This window comes from uncultured Jannaschia sp. (assembly GCF_947494025.1).
Classification (GTDB): Bacteria; Pseudomonadota; Alphaproteobacteria; order Rhodobacterales; family Rhodobacteraceae; genus Jannaschia.
Map to the genome: position 1 here is coordinate 1 of NZ_CANLTQ010000036.1, position 21281 is coordinate 21281.

The following is a 21281-nucleotide window of genomic DNA, read 5'->3' on the forward strand; positions in this document are numbered from 1 at the left end:
TTCTTCGTCATCGTCCATCTCCCCTTGGGGTCAGAATGGACCGGCAACCTCATACACAGAAGATCGGACACTCTCGGACCTCCCGCTCCAGCGCCTTCACACGCGCCGCCTCCTCGGCCCGTGCCTCGGCACCGGGCACGGACGCGCGCTCAGCTCCACGAACCCACCTTCTCAGCGTCTCCGCCGTGCAGCCGATCTTCGGCGCGATCGACTGGATCGCCGCCCATTGGCTCCCATGGTCGGCCGCATGGTCGCCAACCATCCGGACCGCCCGCTCGCGCACCTCTGGCGCATACCTTGCTGATGTCTTCCCCATGGCTCCGTCCTCTCACATTCAGGAGCCTCCGGGAAACTCGGGGCGGTTCACCGCCCATCGCCCTTTTTTCGGCGTGCGTGAACGACTGGAGTCTTCTGCGTTCTACACCTGACACGGCACAGAACCCGCCGCTTGGGGTCAACGACCAGCTGGCGACTGGCGCGTTCGTCCAATCCAAAAATTGAATGATTGGATACTCATGGGGTTCACATACTATTGAACTACTCGATGCTGATCGCCATCGTGATCACTCAGGTCGCCCACCCGGCCGCGGTCTTCTCCAACCACCGTTCGAGCAACAGGAGGTGGGCACGATCCGACAGGATATCCATAGTTCCGCCATCCCGGTCGTTTGCAGGGAATGCGAAGCCCGTCACGGGGGGATTTGCAGCGCTCTCGAACCGGCCGAACTTCTGCGATTGGGTCGACACGCGAGGCGACGTGAAGTCCCGGCGGGGACTGAACTGGTATCGGCCGGCCTTCCCGTCGATACCTATGCCAATATCCTGAGCGGCGTGGTCAAGCTGACCAAGCTCTTACCGGACGGCCGGCAGCAAATCGTCGGGCTTCAGTTCGCGCCGGACTTCCTGGGTCGTCCTTTTGCAGGCAGCAGCAGCGTCGGCGCTGTGGCGGCCAGCACCGTTCGTCTCTGCGTTTTTCCGCGCGCCGAATTGGAAGACATGGCGCGGCAATCCCACCCGCTGGAACATCGCCTGTACGCGCAATCCCTGCGCGAGCTCGACGATGCCCGTGAGTGGATGGTGATCCTCGGTCAGAAATCGGCGTCACAGAAGCTGGCTTCCTTTCTGTTGCTGCTGGGTACGCATATCGATCCGACAGTGGATGGCTTCTCCGATGTCATCGACCTGCCATGGACGCGGGCAGACATCGCCGATTTTCTCGGCTTGACCATCGAGACGGTAAGCCGCCAGCTGACACGTCTACGCAACGCCGAGATCATCTCGATCGAGAAGAACCGACACGTGACCGTTCTTAACTATCCTGCACTCACGACCGAAGCGGGTATCTGATCCGTCAGCATCCTCGCACCTGGAGGTAGAGCGGCATGACATAGTCGCGATCGAAAGCGAGGTGCCGCCTGAGCGAGGTGAAGAGGCATCGCAGCATATAGCCTTCCTCGTTGGCGGTCACCCGATGTCGACGTCCTGCGAATGCTTTCACGGAGTCGCACACGTCGCGGGCGTGATAGATATCCTCGATGTGCTCGTGCCGAAGGCGCTCCACGATCAGTTCGACCTGCGGCCCGGACTGCGCAATGATCGGGAAGACGTAGGTCTCCTCGAAAATCTGGCAGCACGACAACGTCGGATGCAGCGCCTCGGCAAGGCGGGTCGCGGCCAGGGTGTCGACGTTCAAGGGAAGAGTATCAGCTAGGGTCTCGAGCGCGGCGCAAAGTGCAAACTGACGGGTAAGACATTCGTCGAAGCTCGCTGGCACCGTTTCGCTTTGGTCTGCCCTATGATGCGGCGTGCTCATCTCCAATGCTCCGGCCCTTTGCCCAAGCGGCATTCGTCGACGCGAACCAGTATATTTCGGTTCAATTTTGAAAACATTGACATTTGTCAAACCGACGCGACGTGGTGGCGTCCTACGCTCTGCCTTGAAGGAATGATTCCAACGATCGAAGGTCATTGGAGGGGCAAGCTATGCAGGAAACCGGAAGCGGCACGGGCGAACAGACGCGGGCCCTGGGACTCAGCACCGTCGCTTTCACCGCCTGTTTCGCGGTCTGGACGATCTTCTCGATTATCGGAGTGGCGATCAAGGAGGAGCTCGGCTTGTCCGAGTTCCAGTTCGGGCTTCTGGTGGCGACGCCGATCCTGACCGGTTCCGTCACGCGGCTGTTCCTCGGCGTCTGGACCGAGAAATACGGCGGTCGGATCGTGTTTCCGGCGCAGATGCTGCTGACCGCGGCGGCCACCTGGGCTCTTACCTTCGCGAGCAGTTATCTTGTCTACCTGATCGCAGCGCTCGGCATCGGGCTCGCCGGCGGATCGTTCATCATCGGCGTTGCCTATGTCTCGCGCTGGTACGATGCCGGACATCAGGGGACGGCGCTCGGCATCTTCGGCGCTGGAAACGTCGGTGCGGCGGTGACGAAGTTCGTGGCGCCCTTCGTCATGGTCGCCTACGGCTGGGAAGGCGTTGCCCATGTCTGGGCAGCCGCGCTCGCGCTTATGGCGGTTGCGTTCTTCGTTTTCGCCAAGGACGACCCGCAACTGGTCGCACGCCGGAAGTCGGGCGATAAGAGCCCCGGCTTCGCCAGCCAGTTCACCCCTTTGCGGAACCTTCAGGTCTGGCGCTTTTCGCTCTATTACTTCTTCGTCTTCGGCGCGTTCGTGGCCCTGGCGCTGTGGCTTCCGCATTACATGATCGACGTTTACGGCACCGATGTGCGGACCGCCGGCATGGCGGCGGCCAGCTTCTCGCTCTCGGCCTCGCTGTTCCGCGCCTATGGCGGGCATCTATCCGACCGGTTTGGCGCGCGGGCTGTAATGTACTGGACGTTCGGTTTCTCGCTCGTTTTCCTCTTCATGCTGTCCTATCCGCCGACGGATTACGTGATCCAAGGCAAGGACGGCCCGATCACCTTCTCGACCGAAATGGGTTTCTGGCCGTTCGTCGCCACCATCTTTGCGCTCGGCTTCTTCATGAGCCTCGGTAAGGCCGCGGTATTCAAGCACATCCCCGTCTATTACCCGAACCATGTGGGCGCGGTCGGTGGCTTGGTCGGGATGATCGGCGGTTTGGGAGGATTCATCCTGCCAATCGCTTTTGGGGCTCTTCTCGATCTGACCGGCATCTACACGAGTTGCTTCCTACTGTTGTTTTTCCTCGTCTGCATTGCCTTCGTGTGGATGCACGTATCGATCCGGATCATGGAGCGCGAGGCTCAGGGCGAGGCGCTGTCTGACCTGCCGGAACTGCCCGAGATGCAGACCATCCATCGCCCCGGTCAGACTGCGACGTCGCGGGGCATCGAGGATTGGCGCCCCGACGATCCCGTCTTCTGGCGCGAGAAGGGCCGTCGCATCGCGCAGCGCAATCTGTGGATCTCGATCCCGGCCCTGCTGCTCGCGTTCGCCGTCTGGATGGTGTGGTCGGTGGTGGTCGCGCGATTGCCGGCGATCGGGTTTGATTTCACGTCGTCACAACTCTTCTGGCTGGCCGCTTTGCCGGGTCTGTCCGGGGCAACCCTGCGCATCTTCTACAGCTTCATGGTGCCGATCTTCGGCGGAAGGCTCTGGACGACGCTTTCGACCGGCTCGCTGCTCTTGCCGGCTCTGGGGATCGGCTATGCTGTGCAGAACTCCGAGACGCCGTATCTCATCTTCCTGGTACTGGCCTTGCTTTGCGGGCTCGGCGGCGGCAACTTCGCCTCGTCGATGGCCAACATCGCCTTCTTCTTCCCCAAGGCTGAGAAGGGCAACGCGCTGGCAATGAATGCCGGGCTCGGCAATCTTGGCGTGTCGGTGATGCAGTTCCTTGTGCCGATCGTCATCACGGCGGGTGTTTTCGGCGCGCTGAGCGGCCAGCCTCAGGACATGAGCGACGGCGGGCAGCTCTGGATGCAGAACGCCGGCTTCGTCTGGGTGCCGTTCATCTTGGTGGCCACCACCGCCGCCTGGATCGGCATGAACGACATCGCCGACGCCCGCGCCAGCTTCCGCGAACAGGCGGTGATCTTCACCCGCAAGCACAACTGGCTGATGTGTATTCTCTACACCGGCACCTTCGGCAGCTTCATCGGCTATTCGGCCGGCTTCCCGCTCCTCACGAGGATCATGTTCCCCGAGGTGAACGCGCTGCAATACGTGTTCCTCGGGCCGCTCGTCGGCGCACTCAGCCGTGCCGGGACGGGATGGATCAGCGACCGGTTCGGCGGTGGGCGGGTCACGTTCTGGACGTTCATCGGGATGATCGTTGCCGTCTTCGGAGTGATCACGTTCCTGCCTGTCGCAGGTACAGGAGGTAGCTTCATCGGCTTCTTCGCCTGCTTCATGGCGCTTTTCTTCCTGACCGGTGTCGGCAACGCGTCCACCTTCCAGATGATCCCCATCATCATGAGCCGCGAGGTGCCACGCCTGATGCCTAGCCTCGACGCCGAGGAGCGGCGGCGCCAGTCCGACCGCGAGAGCGCGGCGATCGTTGCCTTCACAAGCGCCATCGCCGCCTACGGCGCTTTTTTCATCCCCAAGGCTTACGGAACATCGCTCGATATGACTGGAAGTCCGGTCGCGGCCCTGTGGGGGTTCCTGGTCTTTTACGTGATCTGCGTCGCCATCACCTGGCTCTACTATACTCGGCCGGGTGGGCTTCTGCACGACATCGAACGCGGCGGGGAGCGCGAGACGACGCGCGCCCAGCCCGCATGAGCGCCCCATTGCGATGCGCGACCGCGCGTGCGCCGCGAACCCGAAACCGAAGAGGACGCCGCCCAATGCTGGCCGATCTCATGAGACGCAACGCCGACTGGTCCGCGCGCAAGACGCGCGAGCAGCCGGGGTATTTCGCGCGGCTCGCGACGCGTCAGACGCCCGAGTTCTTCTGGATCGGATGCTCGGACAGCCGGGTGCCTGCGAATGTCGTCGCGGGTCTCGATCCGGGCGAAGTGTTCGTGCACCGCAACGTCGCGAACGTCGTCCATTCGTCGGACATGAACCTGCTGAGCGCGCTGGAATTCGCGGTCGAAGCGCTCCAGATCCGCGAAGTCATCCTTTGCGGCCATTACGGATGCGGCGGGGTACGCGCTGCGTGCGAGGATCACCTGCCGCACGGCCTCGCCGATCACTGGCTAGAACCAATCCGGCGCCTGGCTCGAAACTACGAAGAGGACTTGGGCGCGGGCGCCGACCGGCTGCGGCGGTTGGCTGAGCTCAACGTTCTGGATGGCGTCGCACGGGTGGCGGAGACGCCGATTCTGCGCAGGGCCTGGGCGCGTGAGTCACCAGTGCGCCTCCACGGTCTCATATACGGGATCGAGGACGGACTTCTGCGCAATCTGGAATGCACGATCGCGCCGGTCCCGGCATCGTCCCGGACTTCGAACCGATCCGCGACGGCGCGGGACAAAATCAGGAGACCAGTATGAGCCACTTCGTTGACCGGTTGACGTTCTTCCGCGCCAAGCGCGAAAAATACTCCGAAGGGCACGGCATCACGACCAATGAAAGCCGGGCATGGGAAGACGCCTATCGCATGCGTTGGGCCGCCGACAAGATCGTCCGCTCGACCCATGGCGTGAACTGCACCGGGTCGTGTTCGTGGAAGATCTACGTCAAGGGCGGCATCGTGACGTGGGAGACCCAGCAGACCGATTATCCGCGCACGCGGCCCGACCTGCCGAACCACGAACCACGTGGCTGTCCTCGAGGCGCCAGCTACTCCTGGTATCTTTATTCCGGTACGCGAGTGAAATACCCTCTCGTTCGCGCCCGCCTGATCCGCCATTGGCGTGAGGCGCGCGCGTCGATGAGCCCGGTCGCGGCTTGGCGGTCGATCGCGGAGGATCCGCAGAAGCGCCACGACTGGGTGTCGAAACGCGGCCGCGGCGGCTTCGTGCGCGTTGGCTGGGACGAGATCAATGAGCTGATCGCGGCGGCCAACGCTTACACGGTGCGCGAATACGGGCCCGACCGGATCGCCGGGTTCTCGCCCATCCCCGCAATGTCAATGATCTCGTACGCGGCGGGCAGCCGTTATCTGTCGCTGCTGGGGTCCGTTTGCCTGTCGTTCTACGACTGGTATTGCGATTTGCCTCCGTCGTCGCCGCAGACATGGGGCGAACAGACCGACGTGCCGGAAAGCGCCGATTGGTACAACGCGGGCTTCCTGCTGGTCTGGGGCTCGAACGTGCCGATGACACGGGCGCCGGACGCGCATTTCTATTCCGAGGTGCGCTATCGCGGTGCCAAGTCGGCGGTGATCGCGCCCGACTACAACGAGGCGGCCAAGTTCTCCGATATCTGGCTCCATCCCAAACAAGGCACCGACGCCGCGCTGGCCCTAGCCTTCGGCCATGTCGCGTTGCGGGAATTCTACCTCGACCGGCAATCGGAGTATTTCAGCGACTACACGCGCAAGTATTCGGATTTTCCGCTTCTGGTCACGTTGAGCGAGCGCGACGGCCTGCTCGTTCCCGACCGGATGCTGCGCGCGGCCGACCTGCCAGACAATCTGGGCGAGACGAACAATCCCGACTGGAAGGCCATCGGCATCGACGAAACCACGGGCGACCTGGTCGCACCGCTCGGGTCGTCGGGCCATCGCTGGGGCGAAGCCGGCAAATGGAACCTGGAGGAGAAAGACGGCAAGGGCCGCGACATCCGTCTGCGCACGACGCTGGCCGACCATCACGACGGGATCGAACCGGTCGCCTTTCCGTATTTCGGCGGCACCGCCGCGCATGACTGGACCGCCACCGATCACGAGCGCATCTTGATGCGCAACATCCCCGTGCGCGAGATCGCGACGGCCGGTGGCGGCGCCGTCAAGGTGGCTACGGTCTTCGATCTCTATTGCGCCAATTACGGGCTCGACCGCGGCTTCGGCGGCGAGAACGTGGCAAAGGATTACGACGCGGACGTGCCCTTCACCCCTGCCTGGGCCGAGAAGGTCACGGGCGTGAAGCGCGACGCAATCATCCAGATCGCCCGTGAATTTGCCCAGAATGCCGAGACGACGAAGGGCCGGTCGATGGTGATACTCGGGGCGGGGCTGAACCACTGGTATCATATGGACATGAGCTACCGCGGCATCATCCAGCTTCTGGTGATGTGCGGCTGCATCGGCCAGTCCGGGGGCGGCTGGGCGCATTATGTCGGACAGGAGAAGCTGCGCCCGCAGACGGGCTGGCTGCCGCTGGCCTTCGCCCTCGACTGGACGCGCCCTCCACGCCAGATGAACGGCACCAGCTTCTTCTATGCCCATACCGATCAGTGGCGCTACGAGTCGATGCAGGTCTCCGAACTGCTGTCGCCCACGGCGCCCGAGGGCGACTGGTCCGGCGCGATGATCGACTACAACGTGCGGGCCGAACGGATGGGCTGGCTGCCCTCCGCCCCGCAGCTCCAACAGAATCCGCTGGAGGTGGGCGCCGCGCTGGCCAGGGACGGCGGCAATCCCGGCGAGGCCGTCGCATCGAAACTGAAGTCCGGCGACCTGCAATTCGCCAACGCCGATCCCGACGATCCGCGCAACTGGCCGCGCAACATGTTCTTCTGGCGCTCGAACGTGCTGGGCGCCAGCGGCAAGGGGCACGAGTACTTCCTGAAGCATTTCGTCGGCTCGCTTCACGGCGTCATCGGCGCCGACGATGCCGAGGGGCTGGTCCGTCCCGACGAGGTGGCCTGGCACGAGGAAGCGCCGGTCGGCAAGCTGGACCTCATGGTGAACATCGACTTCCGCATGTCCACCACCAGCCTTTATTCCGACATCGTGCTGCCCACGGCCACCTGGTACGAAAAACACGATCTAAACACGACCGACATGCATCCCTTCATCCACCCGCTTACGGCGGCGGTTGACCCATCGTGGGAGGCGCGCAGCGACTGGAACATCTTCCGGGGCATCGCCAAGGCCTTCTCCGAGGTTGCGCCCGAGGTGCTGGGCGTAGAGCACGACGTGGTGCTGACCCCGATCCAGCACGACAGCCCGGGCGAGCTCGCGCAGCCTTATGCACCCAAGGACTGGGGCCGCGGCGAATGCGAACCGATTCCGGGCAAGACGATGCCGTCCGTGGCGCTGGTCGAACGCAACTACCCAGAGGTCTTTGCTCGCTTCACATCTCTGGGTCCCGCCCTCGAAAAGCTGGGCAACGGATCGAAGGGCCTGAACTGGGAGACCGGACACGAGGTCGAGCTCTTGGGCAAGCTGAACGGCACGGTCCTCGACGGGCCGACGAAGGGCCGTCCGAAGATCGACGCCGACATCGACGCCTGCGAGACGATCCTGATGCTGGCCCCGGAGACGAATGGCGAGGTCGCCGTCAAAGCGTGGCAAGCGCTATCCAAGACCACCGGCCGTGAGCACGCCCATCTTGCCGAGGGCAAGGAAGAAGAGAAGATCCGCTTTCGCGACGTGGTGAGCCAGCCCAGGAAGATCATCTCGAGCCCGACCTGGTCCGGGATCGAAAGCGAGAAGGTCTGCTACAACGCCGGCTGGACGAACGTGCATGAACTGATCCCCTGGCGGACACTGACCGGGCGGCAGCAGCTCTATCAGGATCATCACTGGATGCGCGCGTTCGGCGAGGCCTTCGTGACGTGGAAGCCGCCTATCGACACACGCAGCGTGGCCGCGGCACTCGGAAAGCTTCCGAACGGCAACAAAGAAATTCAGCTCAACTTTCTCACACCCCACCAGAAATGGGGAATCCATTCGACCTATGCCGAGAACCTCATCATGCTGAGCCTCAATCGCGGCGGCCCGGCCGTCTGGATCAGCGAGGACGATGCCCGCGAGGCCGGGATCGTCGACAACGACTGGATCGAGGCGTTCAACGTCAACGGCGCGCTGACCGCGCGGGCGATCGTCAGCCAGCGGATCATGCCGGGATCCTGCATCATGTATCACGCTCAAGAGAAGCTGGTGAATACGGTCGGCTCGGAGATGACCGGGCAGCGCGGCGGGATCCACAATTCGGTGACGCGGATCAACATGAAGCCGACCCACATGATCGGCGGCTACGTCCAGCTCGCCTACGGTTTCAATTACTACGGCACCGTTGGCGCAAACCGCGACGAGATCGTGATCCTGCGCAAGATGAGCAAGGTGAACTGGTTCGACAAGGCGGCCGAGGATTCCGACGCAACGGATGCATCTTTCGGCACGACCCGCAGGGAGGCGGCGGAATAATGAAGATACGCGCTCAAATCTCCATGGTGCTGAACCTCGACAAATGCATCGGCTGCCACACCTGTTCGATCACCTGTAAGAACGTATGGACGAACCGCGAGGGCGTCGAATACGTCTGGTTCAACAACGTCGAGACCAAACCCGGCATCGGATATCCCAAGGACTGGGAGAACCAGGACCGCTGGCAAGGTGGCTGGGTTCGCAAGAAGAACGGCCGGATCATACCGCGTCAGGGCTCAAAATGGCGAATCCTGGCCAAGATCTTCGCCAACCCGCACCTGCCCGAGATCGACGATTTCTACGAGCCCTACACGTTCGAATACGAATGGCTTCAGAAGGCGCCCGAGCTTCAGGCCCAGCCCTCGGCCAAGCCACGCTCGCTCCTGACGGGCGAGGTCATCAACAAGATCGAATGGTCGGGCAATTGGGAGGACATGCTGGGCGGCGAGTTCTCCAGCCGCGGCCGCGACTATAATTTCGAAGGGGTCGAGAAAGAGATCTACGGTCAGTTCGAAGAGACCTTCATGATGTATCTGCCGAGGCTCTGCGAGCATTGCCTGAACCCGTCCTGCCTCGCCTCCTGCCCCTCGGGCGCGATCTACAAGCGCGAGGAGGACGGCATCGTCCTGATCGACCAGGAGAAATGCCGCGGCTGGCGGATGTGCGTTTCGGGCTGCCCCTACAAGAAGATCTACTACAACTGGTCGACGGGCAAATCCGAGAAGTGCATCTTCTGCTATCCGCGGATCGAGACCGGTCAGCCGACAGTCTGCTCGGAAACCTGCGTGGGGCGCATCCGCTATCTGGGCGTGGTGCTCTATGACGCCGACAAGATCGAGGCGGCGGCGTCGGTGGAGGATCCCAAGGATCTCTATCCCGCGCAGCTTGGCGTGTTCCTCGACCCCCACGATCCGGAAGTTCAGGCCGAGGCCCGTGCGCAGGGAATCCCCGACCAGTGGATCGAGGCGGCGGTACGCTCGCCCATCTGGAAGATGGCGATGGACTGGAAAATCGCCTTCCCCCTGCATCCCGAATACCGGACCCTGCCGATGGTGTGGTATGTCCCACCGCTGTCGCCCATCCAGTCGGCGCACGAGGCCGGCAAGATCAGCGCCAAGGACGGGATGCCGGATGTCCGGTCCCTGCGCATCCCACTGCGATATCTCGCCAATCTGTTGACCGCGGGCGACGAGGCACCGGTGGCCTCGGCGCTGGAGCGGATGCTGGCGATGCGGGCCTACATGCGTGCCAAGAGCGTCGAGGGCCGCATCGATCAGTCGATCCCGGAGCGCGTCGGGCTGACCCAGCCGATGATCGAGGACATGTACAAGACGATGGCGCTGGCGGCTTACGAGGACCGCTATGTCATCCCCACCACCCATCGGGAGATCGAGGAGGACGCCTATGAGTTGCGCGGCTCGGCTGGCTTCGGATTCCACGAAGGTTCGGGCGGGGCCAGCAAGACCAACCTCTTCGGCGGTACCAAGCGCACGCCGAAGAAACCCTACATGGACGTTCCGACATGAGACTGACGCTACGCACCCTCGCCGCTCTCACGGGCTATCCGTCCGCTGAGTTGAAGTCGCACGTGTCCGAGTTGCGGGCCACACTGGAAAAGGAGAAGGCATTCGGGCGACCTGTCCACAACGGGCTCGACGCGCTTCTCGACCGGCTGGAACGCGACGACCTGATCGACGCGCAAACGGCTTATACGGACCTATTCGACCGCTCCCGCGCCCTGTCGTTGCACCTGTTCGAGCACGTCCACGGCGACAATCGCGAGCGGGGGCAGGCCATGCTCGACCTGGCAGAGCAATACATGCAGGCGGGCCTGTTGCTCGAGTCCCAGGAATTGCCGGATTACATCCCCGTCTTCCTCGAATACGCTTCTTGCCTGCCTCCGGCCGAAGCTCGCGAGACCCTGGCGCAGCCCGCCCATGTGCTGGCTGCGCTGGAACAGCGCCTGCGCGAACGCGGCTCCGACTATGCCGCCGTCTTCGCAGCAATCCTTGCGCTGTCGAACGCGCACCCGGATCACAAGGCGGTTGACGAGTTGCAGAAGAATGCGCCCTCGGACGATCCAGCGCGGATCGACGATGAGTGGGAAGAGAAGGAAGTGACCTTTACCGGAGCCCACGACATGGGCGGGCCGACAGGCATCGTCGCCCGCTTGCGCGCCAAGGGCAAGGCAATGACGGCCGCACGCGGCACCAAAGGCTGAGGAGGAGACGATGAGCGAGTTCCTGAACCAACTGGCCTTCGGCTGGTTTCCCTATTTCGCCATCACGGTGTTGATCGTCGGCTCGATCTTCAGGTTCGACGCCGATCAGTACTCGTGGCGGTCGCAGTCCAGCCAGTTCCTGCGTCGGCGGCAAATGATGATCGGCTCGAACCTGTTTCACATGGGCGTTCTGATCCTCTTCGTGGGCCATTTCATCGGCCTGCTGACGCCGATCGGCGTATTCGACGCTGTGGGTGTGACGCACAGCTTCAAGCAGATCACCGCCATGGTCGTGGGCGGCATCGCCGGGTTGATGGCTCTGGTCGGGTCGTCGCTGCTGCTGCACCGTCGGCTCTTCGACCCGCGCATCCGGCGCAGTTCATCGATCGGCGACATCGCGGTGCTGGTGCTCTTGTGGCTGCAACTCGTGCTTGGCGTCCTGTCGATCTGGTGGACGGCGCAACATCTGGACGGCGAGGAGATGGTGCGACTGATGGGCTGGGCCAATGCAATCGTGGTCTTCGACGCGGCTGCCCCCGCGCAACTTCAAGACACGTTCTGGATCTACAAGCTCCACATCATACTCGGCCTGATCCTGTTCCTCATCACGCCGTTCACCCGCCTCGTGCATATCTGGAGCGTACCGATCTGGTTCCTCCTCCGACCCGGCTATCAGATCGTGCGAAGCCGGCATCCACTTGGCAAGAGTCGCAACATTCCGGCGGGAACTTCACTTCCGGCAGGTGGGCAGACGATGGCACGACAGACATCTGAAAGCGGAGGGTCCGGCGCATGAGCAGGCATGAGGTTCCAAGATTGAAGCCCGAACCCCGCCCCGAGCCCCAGATGATGGGGGCCTGCCAGTCTGGCGGATGCGGCGGCACCGCGCCCGCGCGCGCCATGCCGCCGCCGCCGACCTTCTCGGAGGTGCGCGTGAACGGGATCGAGATCGATCCCGAAGCGATCGCGCGGGAAATCCAGCACCATCCCGCCCCCGATGCGGACGCCGCCTGGCGCGAGGCCGCCCGTGCCCTCGCCGTGCGGGAACTGCTGTTGCAGGAGGCGCACCGCCTGGATCTCTCTCCGGCGGGCGACGAAGAGCGCAGCGAGACCGACGAGGATGCGCTGATCTCGGAGCTACTGGATGCGGCGGTCGTGCCTGAAGAAGCGGGTGAGGAAGAGTGCCGCCGATACTACGACGCCGATCGCCAGCGCTTCCGCACGCCCGATCTGTTCGAGGCGTCCCACATCCTTATCGAGCCGGATGGCGACAGCCCCGGCGCGTGGTCCGTCGCCGGGATCGAGGCGCGCCGGATCGCCGGTGAGGTTGGTGACGATCCGACCGCCTTCGCGACCGCGGCTCGGGAGCTTTCCACCTGCCCTTCGGCGCAGCAGGACGGCTCGCTCGGCCAGGTGCGGCGCGGCGAGCTTGTGGCGGAAGTGCAGCAGGCCATCGAGGCGCTGTCGCCCGGCGAAACCTGTCGTCGGCCCATTCGCTCCAGCTTCGGCTGGCACGTGATCCGGCTGGCGCGGTGCATAGAAGGCCACGTCCTGCCCTTCGAAGCGGTGCACGACAAGATCGGCGACATGATGGCTGCGCGCGCCTGGACCATGGGCGCCGCCCGCTATGTCGCGGACCTCGCTGACCGGGCGAATATTGAAGGTATCCTCATCGAACCGGAGGCAGGAGCATGATGCTGGGCGACGTCCTTTCCGCCGCCCGGCGATCCGGCGCGGATATCGAAACATGGCTGAAACCGGCGGACCCGGACCTCTGGACGGCGCTGCACGCCGAAGCGATGCGGCGACAGGAAGACACCGCTACCTTCGCCCGCGGCGCCGTCGCCGATTTCTCGAACCGGGCTGGCGAGGAGGATTGGGCGATGCTGGTGTCGCGGATGCGGGACGCGGACGACCCCGGCCGCGCACTGCTTCTCACGATGATGCGGTGGCGCCTGGACATCAGCCGCAAGGAGAATGCAGGCGCGAACGAGGAGGTCACGCTATGAACGATCCTGCTGGCAAGGACGCGGGCCGTCGCGGACTGAACCCGAAGCTGAAATCCGTCGAGAACACCTCTCGGGACACCGAGACCCCGACCCGGCCGCCGTCGGAAAGCGCCTCGGTTCAGCACGAGGAAGGTCGCGCCTGGCCGATCGTCTGGGCGGTCGTGGTGATCGTCGGCGTCCTGATTGCCCTGTGGCTCCTGCTTTGACTCCCCTTCGGTCGGTCGAAGCGGGTGATGCACTCGTCGAATATCGGGATCAGGGGCCGGCGACCGAGCCCCCGCGCGATCATCTGATCTCCGTCGAGAAGGCGCTCGCGCGTGCCGTCGCGCTCGCCCGGCCGATTTCTGAGACGGAACTCGTGCCGCTCGCAGAGGCGTCAGGCCGCGTGCTTGCTGAGGGGGCTCGGGCACTCGGCCCGCTGCCTTCCTTCGACTCGGCCGCGATGGACGGCTACGCCGTCCGGCGAGTGGAGCTCATCGGAGCGGGGCCGTGGCAACTTCCGGTGGTTGGTCGGGTCGCAGCGGGCGGGCTGGCGCCTGAGGCCTTCTCGGGGGCGATCCGCATCCTGACGGGTGCGCCGGTCCCCGCAGGTTTCGACGCCGTCGTCATGCAGGAGCGCGTGCGGCGCGACGGCGGCGTGATCCGGCTCGACACCATCCCGCCCGCGGGCGACAATATCCGTCGCGCGGGTGAGGATCTGGCCGCCGGCGCGCCCATCCTGTCGGCGGGTGCCCTCATCGGAGTGCGCGAGACGGCGGCCCTTGCGGCGGCAGGCATCGCGCGTCCGCACGTCCGCCGCCGCGTGCGGATCGCGACCCTGGTTACCGGCGACGAACTCCTCCCGGCTGGCGATGCGCTCGGCCCGGGTCACATCTGGGATGCGAACGGTCCCATGCTGGCTGCCGCGGTCGTCCAGCCGTGGATCGAGCGGCGCGACTTCGGGCGCGTACACGACGACCCGATCACGCTCACGAAGGCGCTGTCCGAAGCCGCGAGTTGGGCCGACCTCGTCGTCACCAGCGGTGGTGTTTCCGTTGGCGACGCCGACCACATGGGCCGCGCCCTGGCGCGGACAGGTGGCGAAGTCGTCGTGAAGCAGGTGGCAATGAAGCCCGGCAAACCCATCCTGATCGGACGGATCGGGCGTTCCGTCCACATCGGCTTGCCGGGCACTCCGCTTTCGGCCTTCGTCGGATGGACGCTATTTGGTGCGCCATGTGTCGCGGCGCTCGCGGGCCGGCCGCCTTGCCGCCGGGACATCTTCGTCCGCGCTGGTTTCACGTTCGAACGCCGGCCGGGCCGCTGCGAGTTCCGCCCCGCGCGGCGGGTCGGGACGGACGAGACAGGCGCGCAGATCGTCGAGCCCATAACCGAGCGTTTCACCCACAGCCTTGCCGCCCTTGCGGCGGCTGATGGGCTGGTGATCCTGCCCGCTGACGCGAAGCAGATTTTGGAGGGAGACCTTCTCCGGTTCCTGCCTCTTTGACGCTCGCTTGACAGAGCGAAGGGGGCCGGTTCGGCGCATGCCTGCGTCACGGTAGAAAGCGCCAAAGTACGCCGACGCCTGCCAACCACGGATGCAACAGGACCAGCGCGACGACCGCTGCGATTGCCCCGCCGAAGCGGAGAACCGACGCGCGAGGCAAGTGGATCGGCGCCGCGTGCATCCGCATAGTCGTTCGCCGCCAAGCGTCCTCGCCCATCTCGCGGCAGCGGCGGCGGTCGATGATCCACATGCCGAAGAGCGCGAATCCCGCGAAGCTGCCGAACATCACCGCATGGGCGAGATCGCCGTTCGCGACGAGATGCGCAGCCGACCAGAGGAAGAAGGCGGCGAGGATCGGATGGTGCACCCACCGAAGAAGGCCTTGCCTTCTTGGATCGAACGCACTGTCCCGCGTGCCGCCGAAGGAGAGCGGATTGGGCTGGAAGAGGCCGAAGGCCAAGACAAGGCTTGCCCCCGACATCGCGGCCAGTACCAGCCAATGCACGCCTGGCGGCTCGGGCCAGAGCGGCACGTAGGGCGCTTTATCGGCCGCAACGAAGAGCACGGCGAGCGCGGCGATCGACAGGATGGAATACACGATGCCGAAACCCGCATGGCCCAGCCGCGCCACGAGCCACGGCCGCACCGGTGGACGTACCGGCACCGAATGCAGCACGAAGAACCCGACAAAGGCCGCAATGAACCCCGTCCAGCCCATTCGCCTACCGCGCCGGCCGGATGCGGAGCAGGAGAGGCCCGTAAAGCGCCGAGAAGCCGCCGAAGGCGGCAATCCAGGCAACACCAGAAACGGCGTGAAGCGCCGGGGCGAGCGCCGGCATTGGCCCGGCCAGCACTCGCGCCAGAACCGCGACGATCAGCATTGCATAAATCAGGACGGTACCGGTTCCGGCGCTGAGCGCCTGTCCCGTATGACCGAGTGTCGCGCGCGTCATCACCGCGAGCGTCATCAAGCCGAGGGCCCCTGCCATCCAGACATGCTGCGCGGTTGCCAGCCCGAGCATGCCCGGCCAAAGGATTGCGGTGCCAATCGCCAAAGCGCCGAGCGGTACGAACGCGTAGCCGCCATGCAGGACCAGCACTAGCGGCTCGGCCCTGGTCCGGTAACCTGTCCAGCGCGCCAATCGCCAGAGATGTACGGCGCCGGTCAGCAACATCCCCAGCCCGGTCACGACGGCGACGGGAGCCATTACCCAAAGCAACAACGCCAGAGCAAGGAGGAGCAGCGCCAGCTTGTCAAAACGCTGCATCGGCGGCGTCGGCAGGACCGGGCTTTGCCGCTTGACCAGCCAATTGCGCGTGAACGAAGGGACGACGCGGCCGCCGATTACCGCGATCATCATGATGCCCGCCGCGAGGCCGAGGCGCAGCCCCGTGCCTTGCGCCGCAAAGTCTCCGCGGGCGCCTTCCCAGTGGAACACAGCGTTGCCGAGGATCAGCATGCCGAGCATCGTTAGCACGATCAGGTTGCGCCCATTGCGGCCTACGACGATCTCGCGCGCGACTGCCGCCGCCAAAACGACGGGAAAGGCCAGGTCGGCCATAGCCACAGCGATGGCAGGCAGACCTGCCGACAAGGCCACAGCGATCCGGCCGATGATCCAGAGCGCGAACAACCCGCCGAGCGGCCAGCCCACGATCGGCAACCTCCCGGTCCAGTTCGGCACCGCCGTCAGCAGAAAGCCCGCGACGACCGCGCCCAGGTAGCCGAACAAGAACTCGTGCGCGTGCCAGGATACAGGATCGAAGGCAGTGGGCAGAACGGCGAGACCGCTCAGCATCGGCACCCAGATCACCATCGCAATCACGGCCCAGATACCTGCGCCGAAGAAGAACGGGCGAAAGCCGTAGGTTAGAAGCGCCGGCCCGCGCCAGGCGCGCATCTGTTCGGCGGTGCTGCTCAAAGGACCCTGCTTTTCTCGACCTGAACGCCGGCCTCGGTGATAATCGCATCGAGCGGGATGTCGTGCGGTTGCGGATGGATCGTGGCGAGACGCGCTGCCTGAAGGCCGACGCCGATCGCGAAAGGCCGTCGTCCAAGCGCGGCCAGCGTCCGGTCGAAATACCCTCCACCATAGCCGAGCCGGTAGCCCGCCTCATCCCAGCCGACCAACGGGACGAGCACGATCTCTGGCGCGACTATGGGGGTGTCGGGCGGTGGCACCGGAATGTTCCAGTGGCCGCGGATCATCTTCATCTCGGGTGTCCAGCGTCGGAATACCAGAGGCGCAGCCTTGGTCTCGACCAGAGGCAAGGCAATGGTGACACCCGCGGCATGCAGCTCCGTCATGAGCGGGCGCAAGTCCGGCTCGCCCTTGATCGGCCAATAGGCTGACAGAGCCTGGCTTTGCCCGCCGCCAAAACGAGCGTTGAGAAACCCGTGGAGGTGCGACGCCAATTCCTGTCCGACGGCGTTGCGCAAATCCACGCTCAGCGCTTGGCGCGCGGCGCGCAATCGGGCGCGCTCGGACTTGCGCCATTGGATTACATCCCACGTCTGGTCCGACTCTACGGCAGGCGGATCGAAATATGCCGGATCGACTTCGTGCGCCATGCAGGGCGGTGATGCGTAGCTGTCACACGGAGCACTATCCTTTTGTTCAGTCATGCGATTTCGCCTTCGCAGAGGAGCGGTCAAATGACGGGTGTGATGCCATCCTTGCCTCCGACCATCCGCTCGAACCGAGGGAGCAGCACATCGTTCGCGAGCCGGATGTGCTCTGTCAGGTCGTCTGTAAATTCGGCCAGACCTGAATACAGTGTCCGCCAGCTGATGCAGGCCTCATCAGGCACGGTCATGTCCTGCGTCAACCGCCCGATCTTGACGAGTTCGCGGCCGTATTCGTCGTGATCGGCCCGCATCGCGGCAACCCGCGCGCCAAGACCCGCGCTGACGCCGCGTCGGATCGCGGGAAAGAGAACGAGTTCCTCCTTCTTCATGTGGATCTCCATCTTGCCGCTCATCCGGCGCAAGAGTTCGAAAAGCCCGTGCGGCACCCCTTCGTCGCAGCAATGAAGGTCCTCGACCATTTCGGCCAGCTTGAGGAGCGGCGGCAACTGCTCGCGGTGACGCGCGTGATAGCGGGTCTCGATGTGACGGGTCAGTTCGGCGGCGTCGTGGATCGGGAGCGTGTCGATCATCGGATTCTCCTGTTGCCAGCGCAGCGCGGGAACGGCATGAGAGCAGACGCGCTGCGTGTCTTCTACCGCCATGTGGAGCGATCGGGCGATGCGTTCGGCGCGAGTGATGACATGCTCGGCCCCCTCGGGGGTGCAGACCTTGCGCGCGGTTTCGGCGAACAACGCGAGCCAGCGGTCGAAATCGGACTTTGTCACCGCTAGGCCCGTGTGGGCCGGGACCGGAGCCCCGTGATAGCGTCCGGTCATCAGGGCAACGGACGACCAGAAATCGACCATCCGCGCCAGATGCGGTTCCCAATCGGAAATCCGCGCCGCGAAGATCGGCTCGAGAACGTAATCGGACCTGACCTTGCCGTAGAAGGCGTGGACCAGCTTCGTCAGCACCGCATCGTTCAGCCCCGTCTGTTCGCTCTGCCTCCGCGTGATCTGGGGTCGGGCCGAGATCACGCGCGGGCGGTCTGCGACGATGTCGGTCATGTTGGCCTCCCTTTTGGGTTGCATTCGGGGATAATCTTGACAATACGCATTGTAAATACTTATTCATGGAGCCGGACCCCACATGCGTCTGACCTCTTTCACCGATTACGGCCTACGGATGCTGATGCGTATGGCAAGCGAGCCCGAACGGCCGTTTTCGACCACCGAACTGGCTGTTGAGTTCGACCTGTCACGCAATCACCTGAGCAAGGTCATGCAGAGGCTGTCGCGTGCCGGCATCGTCGAGACACGGCGCGGCGGCGGCGGCGGCGCGGTGCTGGCACGGGCCGCGGCCGAGCTGCGACTGGGCGACTTGATCGCCTTGCTGGAGGAGGGCCAGGCGATCGTGGAGTGCTTCGGCTCCGGCACGTCACATTGCACAATCAAGGGGCGATGCCGGTTGAAGGCCCGTTTGCGTGCGGCTGAACGGGCCTTCCTGAGCGATCTCAACCGCTCGACTCTGGCCGACATCGCGCTCCCGCGCCTACAATGGCAGCCTGACCGCAAGTGCGCAGCTGGTTTGCCCCATAGAACATAAGGACTTGGCATGACGCAGATCGAACCGGGCAAAGACGGCTTCGTCGTGGACGCCGATATCCTGGCGGATGCCTTCGGCATCAAGGCGGCGGGGATCCGGAACCTCATGCAATCGGGCGCGATCACCTCGCGGTGCGAGAAGGGCGCGGACGAGGATGAAGGACGCTGGAGGCTGGCCTTCTTCCACGGGGGAAGGGCACTGCGTCTGACTGTAGACGAAACCGGCCGGATTCTCGGTCGCTCGCGGTTCGACGCTCCGCGTTCGCCGATGCCCCAGACTACTCGATAAGAAAAACCGGGACTTCCTGATGTTCGGATAGCTCGATCGTCATATGCGCGTTGCGGATACCAATATCACGGAGCAGGCGATGCCCCGGATCCCGAAAAGTAAGCAAAGGAAGATCAGAATGGCCACGACACTCAGTCCAAACACGATCGAAACAGTAAAGGCGACCGTTCCGGCACTGGAAGCACACGGGCTGAAGATCACGCGGCGTATGTATGACCGGCTTTTCCGAGATGATGAAATCCGGGCTCTATTTAATCAATCCCATCACGGCGAGACCGGATCGCAACCAAAGGCGCTGGCTGGCGCGGTGCTGGCCTATGCGCGCAACATCGAGACCTTGGGCGCGCTTGGCCCGGCAGTCGAGCGGATCGCCCAGAAGCATGTAGCGCTTCAGATCCTGCCAGAACATTACCCCTACGTCGGCGAAGCTCTCTTGGGGGCGATCGGAGACGTGTTGGGCGACGCGGCGACGGATGAGGTCATGACCGCCTGGGAGGAGGCGTACTGGGCGCTTGCCGATATCCTCATGGCCCGGGAGAAAACACTCTACGACCGCACCGCCGCAGCTCCCGGCGGTTGGACAGGATGGCGCGACTTCGTTGTCGCGGATCGAAAAACGGAAAGCGACGTCATCACCTCGTTCCTCCTGCGCCCCGCAGATGACAAGCCGGTCGTGCCCCATCGGCCCGGCCAGTATCTGACTTTTCTGATCGAACGGCCCGGAGAGGTTCCCCAACGACGCAACTACAGTATTTCGGCGGCGCCGAACGGGGAAAGCTATCGGATCTCGGTGAAGCGGGAGCCGGGCGGCGTCGCCTCGGGATGGCTGCACGACAGCGCCGTGCCCGGAACGATCCTGAAAGTCGCGCCACCCGCGGGCGAGTTCGTCCTCCCCGACCAACCGTCTCGCCCGGTCGTCCTGCTAAGCGGCGGCGTCGGTCTGACCCCCATGGTTGCCATGTTCGAGTCGCTCGCGACCCGACCCACGGCGGCGACCATACACTACATCCACGGCACGCTCGATGGTTCGGCTCACGCCATGAGCGACCACGTCCGCAAGCTGGCCGAACGAACCGGCGCGAATGTGAACGTGTTTTACGAGCATCCCAAACCGCAGGATCAAGGCTACGACGCAGTCGGCCGAATACCGCTCGACTGGCTGGTCGAGAACACGCCGACCGGCGAGGCCGATTATTTCATCTGCGGACCGACTGCTTTTCTGAGGACGTTCGTGACCGGCTTGGAGCACGCCGGCGTCGCTCGGGATCGAATTCATTACGAATATTTCGGGCCGGCGGACGATCTGATGGCTGCCTGAGGCTAAACCGATCCGGCGGCCCACTCGACAACGGGCCGTCGGGTGAACCTGTTTAGGCCAATCGAACCGCCTTTCGCATTCGGAGGTTTCGCAGGGTACACCTTGAGGAGGCACTTTCTGAAGAAGGCCAGCTGGGCGTGGAGTGTGCAACGGAAGCTCGCTCCATCCGCCTTTGCGGTCGCTCGACTGCGGTTACAGCGAATGGCCGCTTCCAGAGAAGGCTTCGTTGGTACGACCAGCAACCTGCAAACCGAACAAGGCTATTATGTCCGTACGGGGCCTTGTTGCACGGAACGCCTGGAGGCCGAGCGTCCCCTTTCCCCCGTGGGGGTCATCCTAGGGGTCGCGTGACGGGGATGCCGAGGGCGGTGTAGCGGTTGAGGATAGCGATGCGGACCTGAAGCTCGGCGGTCTGTCGATCGAAGTCGCGGGACATGAGCTTCTGGCCGAGCAGTTTCATGCAATTCATCCATTGGCCGGCAGGGCATTGCGCAGCAATGTCCCGAGAGGCTTGGTCTCGGCGCGGCTTCGGCGGTGGTATCCGCTCCAGCGCCGCCAGATGGTCCGGCCGAGGCGCTTGATGGCGCGCAGG

Annotated in this window: 19 protein-coding genes and 2 pseudogenes; 14 read left to right on the forward strand and 7 right to left on the reverse strand. The window is 64.0% G+C overall.

All coding sequences use genetic code 11. From position 1 onward, the window contains the following. Positions 1–70: 70 nt before the first annotated feature. A pseudogene (locus Q1B08_RS18920) lies at positions 71–316 on the reverse strand (transposase); the annotation flags it as partial. Positions 317–621: 305 nt separating this feature from the next. On the opposite strand from Q1B08_RS18920, the gene Q1B08_RS18925 reads away from it, so the two are divergent. Then, complete coding sequence (locus Q1B08_RS18925) at positions 622–1347, forward strand: Crp/Fnr family transcriptional regulator (protein WP_299822262.1); 726 nt, start codon at positions 622–624, stop codon at positions 1345–1347. Between the two features lie 4 nt (positions 1348–1351). Here Q1B08_RS18925 and Q1B08_RS18930 read toward each other — a convergent pair whose 3' ends face one another. Next, positions 1352–1813: a hemerythrin domain-containing protein gene (locus Q1B08_RS18930; RefSeq protein ID WP_299822264.1), complete on the reverse strand. Its 462-nt coding sequence runs from the start codon at positions 1811–1813 to the stop codon at positions 1352–1354. Positions 1814–1983: 170 nt separating this feature from the next. Between Q1B08_RS18930 and Q1B08_RS18935 the strand changes: the two genes are divergently transcribed. The 10 genes from Q1B08_RS18935 to glp all read left to right on the forward strand — a co-directional run bounded on the left by Q1B08_RS18935 (position 1984) and on the right by glp (position 14909). Then, positions 1984–4713 (forward strand): MFS transporter, encoded by a 2730-nt coding sequence (locus Q1B08_RS18935; RefSeq protein ID WP_299822266.1) that lies wholly within the window; start codon positions 1984–1986, stop codon positions 4711–4713. Positions 4714–4778: 65 nt separating this feature from the next. Continuing rightward, on the forward strand, positions 4779–5429 hold the full coding sequence (locus tag Q1B08_RS18940) for a carbonic anhydrase (RefSeq protein ID WP_299822268.1): 651 nt from the start codon (positions 4779–4781) through the stop codon (positions 5427–5429). Further along, positions 5426–9193 (forward strand): nitrate reductase subunit alpha, encoded by a 3768-nt coding sequence (locus Q1B08_RS18945; RefSeq protein WP_299822270.1) that lies wholly within the window; start codon positions 5426–5428, stop codon positions 9191–9193. Before Q1B08_RS18940 ends, Q1B08_RS18945 begins: the two co-directional genes overlap by 4 nt. Further along, positions 9193–10719 carry a nitrate reductase subunit beta gene (gene narH, locus Q1B08_RS18950; protein WP_299822272.1) on the forward strand — a complete coding sequence of 509 codons (1527 nt, stop codon included), beginning with the start codon at positions 9193–9195 and terminating at the stop codon, positions 10717–10719. Before Q1B08_RS18945 ends, narH begins: the two co-directional genes overlap by 1 nt. Beyond that, positions 10716–11414 carry a nitrate reductase molybdenum cofactor assembly chaperone gene (narJ, locus tag Q1B08_RS18955; RefSeq protein WP_299822274.1) on the forward strand — a complete coding sequence of 233 codons (699 nt, stop codon included), beginning with the start codon at positions 10716–10718 and terminating at the stop codon, positions 11412–11414. The genes narH and narJ overlap by 4 nt, the downstream gene beginning before the upstream one ends. A 10-nt stretch (positions 11415–11424) precedes the next feature. Further along, on the forward strand, positions 11425–12210 hold the full coding sequence (gene narI / locus Q1B08_RS18960) for a respiratory nitrate reductase subunit gamma (RefSeq protein WP_299822276.1): 786 nt from the start codon (positions 11425–11427) through the stop codon (positions 12208–12210). Between the two features lie 137 nt (positions 12211–12347). Continuing rightward, positions 12348–13109, forward strand: coding sequence for a peptidylprolyl isomerase (locus Q1B08_RS18965; protein ID WP_299822278.1), 762 nt, complete (start codon positions 12348–12350; stop codon positions 13107–13109). Next, positions 13106–13423, forward strand: coding sequence for a hypothetical protein (locus Q1B08_RS18970; RefSeq protein ID WP_299822280.1), 318 nt, complete (start codon positions 13106–13108; stop codon positions 13421–13423). Before Q1B08_RS18965 ends, Q1B08_RS18970 begins: the two co-directional genes overlap by 4 nt. Then, positions 13420–13629, forward strand: a complete 210-nt coding sequence (locus tag Q1B08_RS18975; protein ID WP_299822284.1) for a hypothetical protein — start codon at positions 13420–13422, stop codon at positions 13627–13629. Before Q1B08_RS18970 ends, Q1B08_RS18975 begins: the two co-directional genes overlap by 4 nt. Continuing rightward, entirely contained in the window at positions 13614–14909 is a 1296-nt protein-coding gene (glp, locus tag Q1B08_RS18980) for a gephyrin-like molybdotransferase Glp (protein WP_299822286.1), read from the forward strand. Before Q1B08_RS18975 ends, glp begins: the two co-directional genes overlap by 16 nt. Before the next feature lie 46 nt (positions 14910–14955). Here the strand turns inward: glp and Q1B08_RS18985 are convergent, their stop codons facing one another. Genes Q1B08_RS18985 through Q1B08_RS19000 form a run of 4 tightly spaced genes read right to left on the reverse strand, consistent with a single transcriptional unit; the run spans position 14956 to position 18545 of the window. Further along, positions 14956–15627 carry an NnrU family protein gene (locus Q1B08_RS18985; RefSeq protein ID WP_299822288.1) on the reverse strand — a complete coding sequence of 224 codons (672 nt, stop codon included), beginning with the start codon at positions 15625–15627 and terminating at the stop codon, positions 14956–14958. A 4-nt stretch (positions 15628–15631) separates the two neighbouring features. Further along, a complete protein-coding gene (locus Q1B08_RS18990) occupies positions 15632–16831 on the reverse strand; it encodes an NnrS family protein (RefSeq protein WP_299822291.1) in 1200 nt (399 codons plus the stop codon). Next, on the reverse strand, positions 16828–17535 hold the full coding sequence (locus Q1B08_RS18995) for a 5-formyltetrahydrofolate cyclo-ligase (protein ID WP_299822294.1): 708 nt from the start codon (positions 17533–17535) through the stop codon (positions 16828–16830). The genes Q1B08_RS18990 and Q1B08_RS18995 overlap by 4 nt, the downstream gene beginning before the upstream one ends. Positions 17536–17561: 26 nt before the next feature. Beyond that, positions 17562–18545, reverse strand: a complete 984-nt coding sequence (locus tag Q1B08_RS19000) for a hemerythrin domain-containing protein (RefSeq protein ID WP_299822297.1) — start codon at positions 18543–18545, stop codon at positions 17562–17564. Positions 18546–18627: 82 nt separating this feature from the next. On the opposite strand from Q1B08_RS19000, the gene Q1B08_RS19005 reads away from it, so the two are divergent. From Q1B08_RS19005 to hmpA, 3 genes are all read left to right on the forward strand, one after another. Next, positions 18628–19083: an Rrf2 family transcriptional regulator gene (locus Q1B08_RS19005; RefSeq protein ID WP_299822300.1), complete on the forward strand. Its 456-nt coding sequence runs from the start codon at positions 18628–18630 to the stop codon at positions 19081–19083. Positions 19084–19092: 9 nt separating this feature from the next. After that, a complete protein-coding gene (locus Q1B08_RS19010) occupies positions 19093–19371 on the forward strand; it encodes a DUF6522 family protein (protein ID WP_299822303.1) in 279 nt (92 codons plus the stop codon). Positions 19372–19489: 118 nt separating this feature from the next. Next, entirely contained in the window at positions 19490–20689 is a 1200-nt protein-coding gene (gene hmpA, locus Q1B08_RS19015; protein WP_299822305.1) for an NO-inducible flavohemoprotein, read from the forward strand. A 331-nt stretch (positions 20690–21020) separates the two neighbouring features. Here the strand turns inward: hmpA and Q1B08_RS19020 are convergent. Beyond that, a pseudogene (locus Q1B08_RS19020) lies at positions 21021–21281 on the reverse strand (hypothetical protein); the annotation flags it as partial.

Coding starts and splice junctions, on each gene's coding strand:
- Q1B08_RS18985 (WP_299822288.1), bottom strand. CDS start 15,627: ATGGGCTGGACGGGGTTCATTGCGGCCTTTGTCGGGTTCTTCGTGCTG.
- narJ (WP_299822274.1), top strand. CDS start 10,716: ATGAGACTGACGCTACGCACCCTCGCCGCTCTCACGGGCTATCCGTCC.
- Q1B08_RS19005 (WP_299822300.1), top strand. CDS start 18,628: ATGCGTCTGACCTCTTTCACCGATTACGGCCTACGGATGCTGATGCGT.
- narH (WP_299822272.1), top strand. CDS start 9,193: ATGAAGATACGCGCTCAAATCTCCATGGTGCTGAACCTCGACAAATGC.
- Q1B08_RS18935 (WP_299822266.1), top strand. CDS start 1,984: ATGCAGGAAACCGGAAGCGGCACGGGCGAACAGACGCGGGCCCTGGGA.
- Q1B08_RS19010 (WP_299822303.1), top strand. CDS start 19,093: ATGACGCAGATCGAACCGGGCAAAGACGGCTTCGTCGTGGACGCCGAT.
- hmpA (WP_299822305.1), top strand. CDS start 19,490: ATGGCCACGACACTCAGTCCAAACACGATCGAAACAGTAAAGGCGACC.
- Q1B08_RS18945 (WP_299822270.1), top strand. CDS start 5,426: ATGAGCCACTTCGTTGACCGGTTGACGTTCTTCCGCGCCAAGCGCGAA.
- Q1B08_RS18970 (WP_299822280.1), top strand. CDS start 13,106: ATGATGCTGGGCGACGTCCTTTCCGCCGCCCGGCGATCCGGCGCGGAT.
- Q1B08_RS18995 (WP_299822294.1), bottom strand. CDS start 17,535: ATGACTGAACAAAAGGATAGTGCTCCGTGTGACAGCTACGCATCACCG.
- Q1B08_RS18940 (WP_299822268.1), top strand. CDS start 4,779: ATGCTGGCCGATCTCATGAGACGCAACGCCGACTGGTCCGCGCGCAAG.
- Q1B08_RS18930 (WP_299822264.1), bottom strand. CDS start 1,813: ATGAGCACGCCGCATCATAGGGCAGACCAAAGCGAAACGGTGCCAGCG.
- Q1B08_RS18975 (WP_299822284.1), top strand. CDS start 13,420: ATGAACGATCCTGCTGGCAAGGACGCGGGCCGTCGCGGACTGAACCCG.
- narI (WP_299822276.1), top strand. CDS start 11,425: ATGAGCGAGTTCCTGAACCAACTGGCCTTCGGCTGGTTTCCCTATTTC.
- Q1B08_RS19000 (WP_299822297.1), bottom strand. CDS start 18,545: ATGACCGACATCGTCGCAGACCGCCCGCGCGTGATCTCGGCCCGACCC.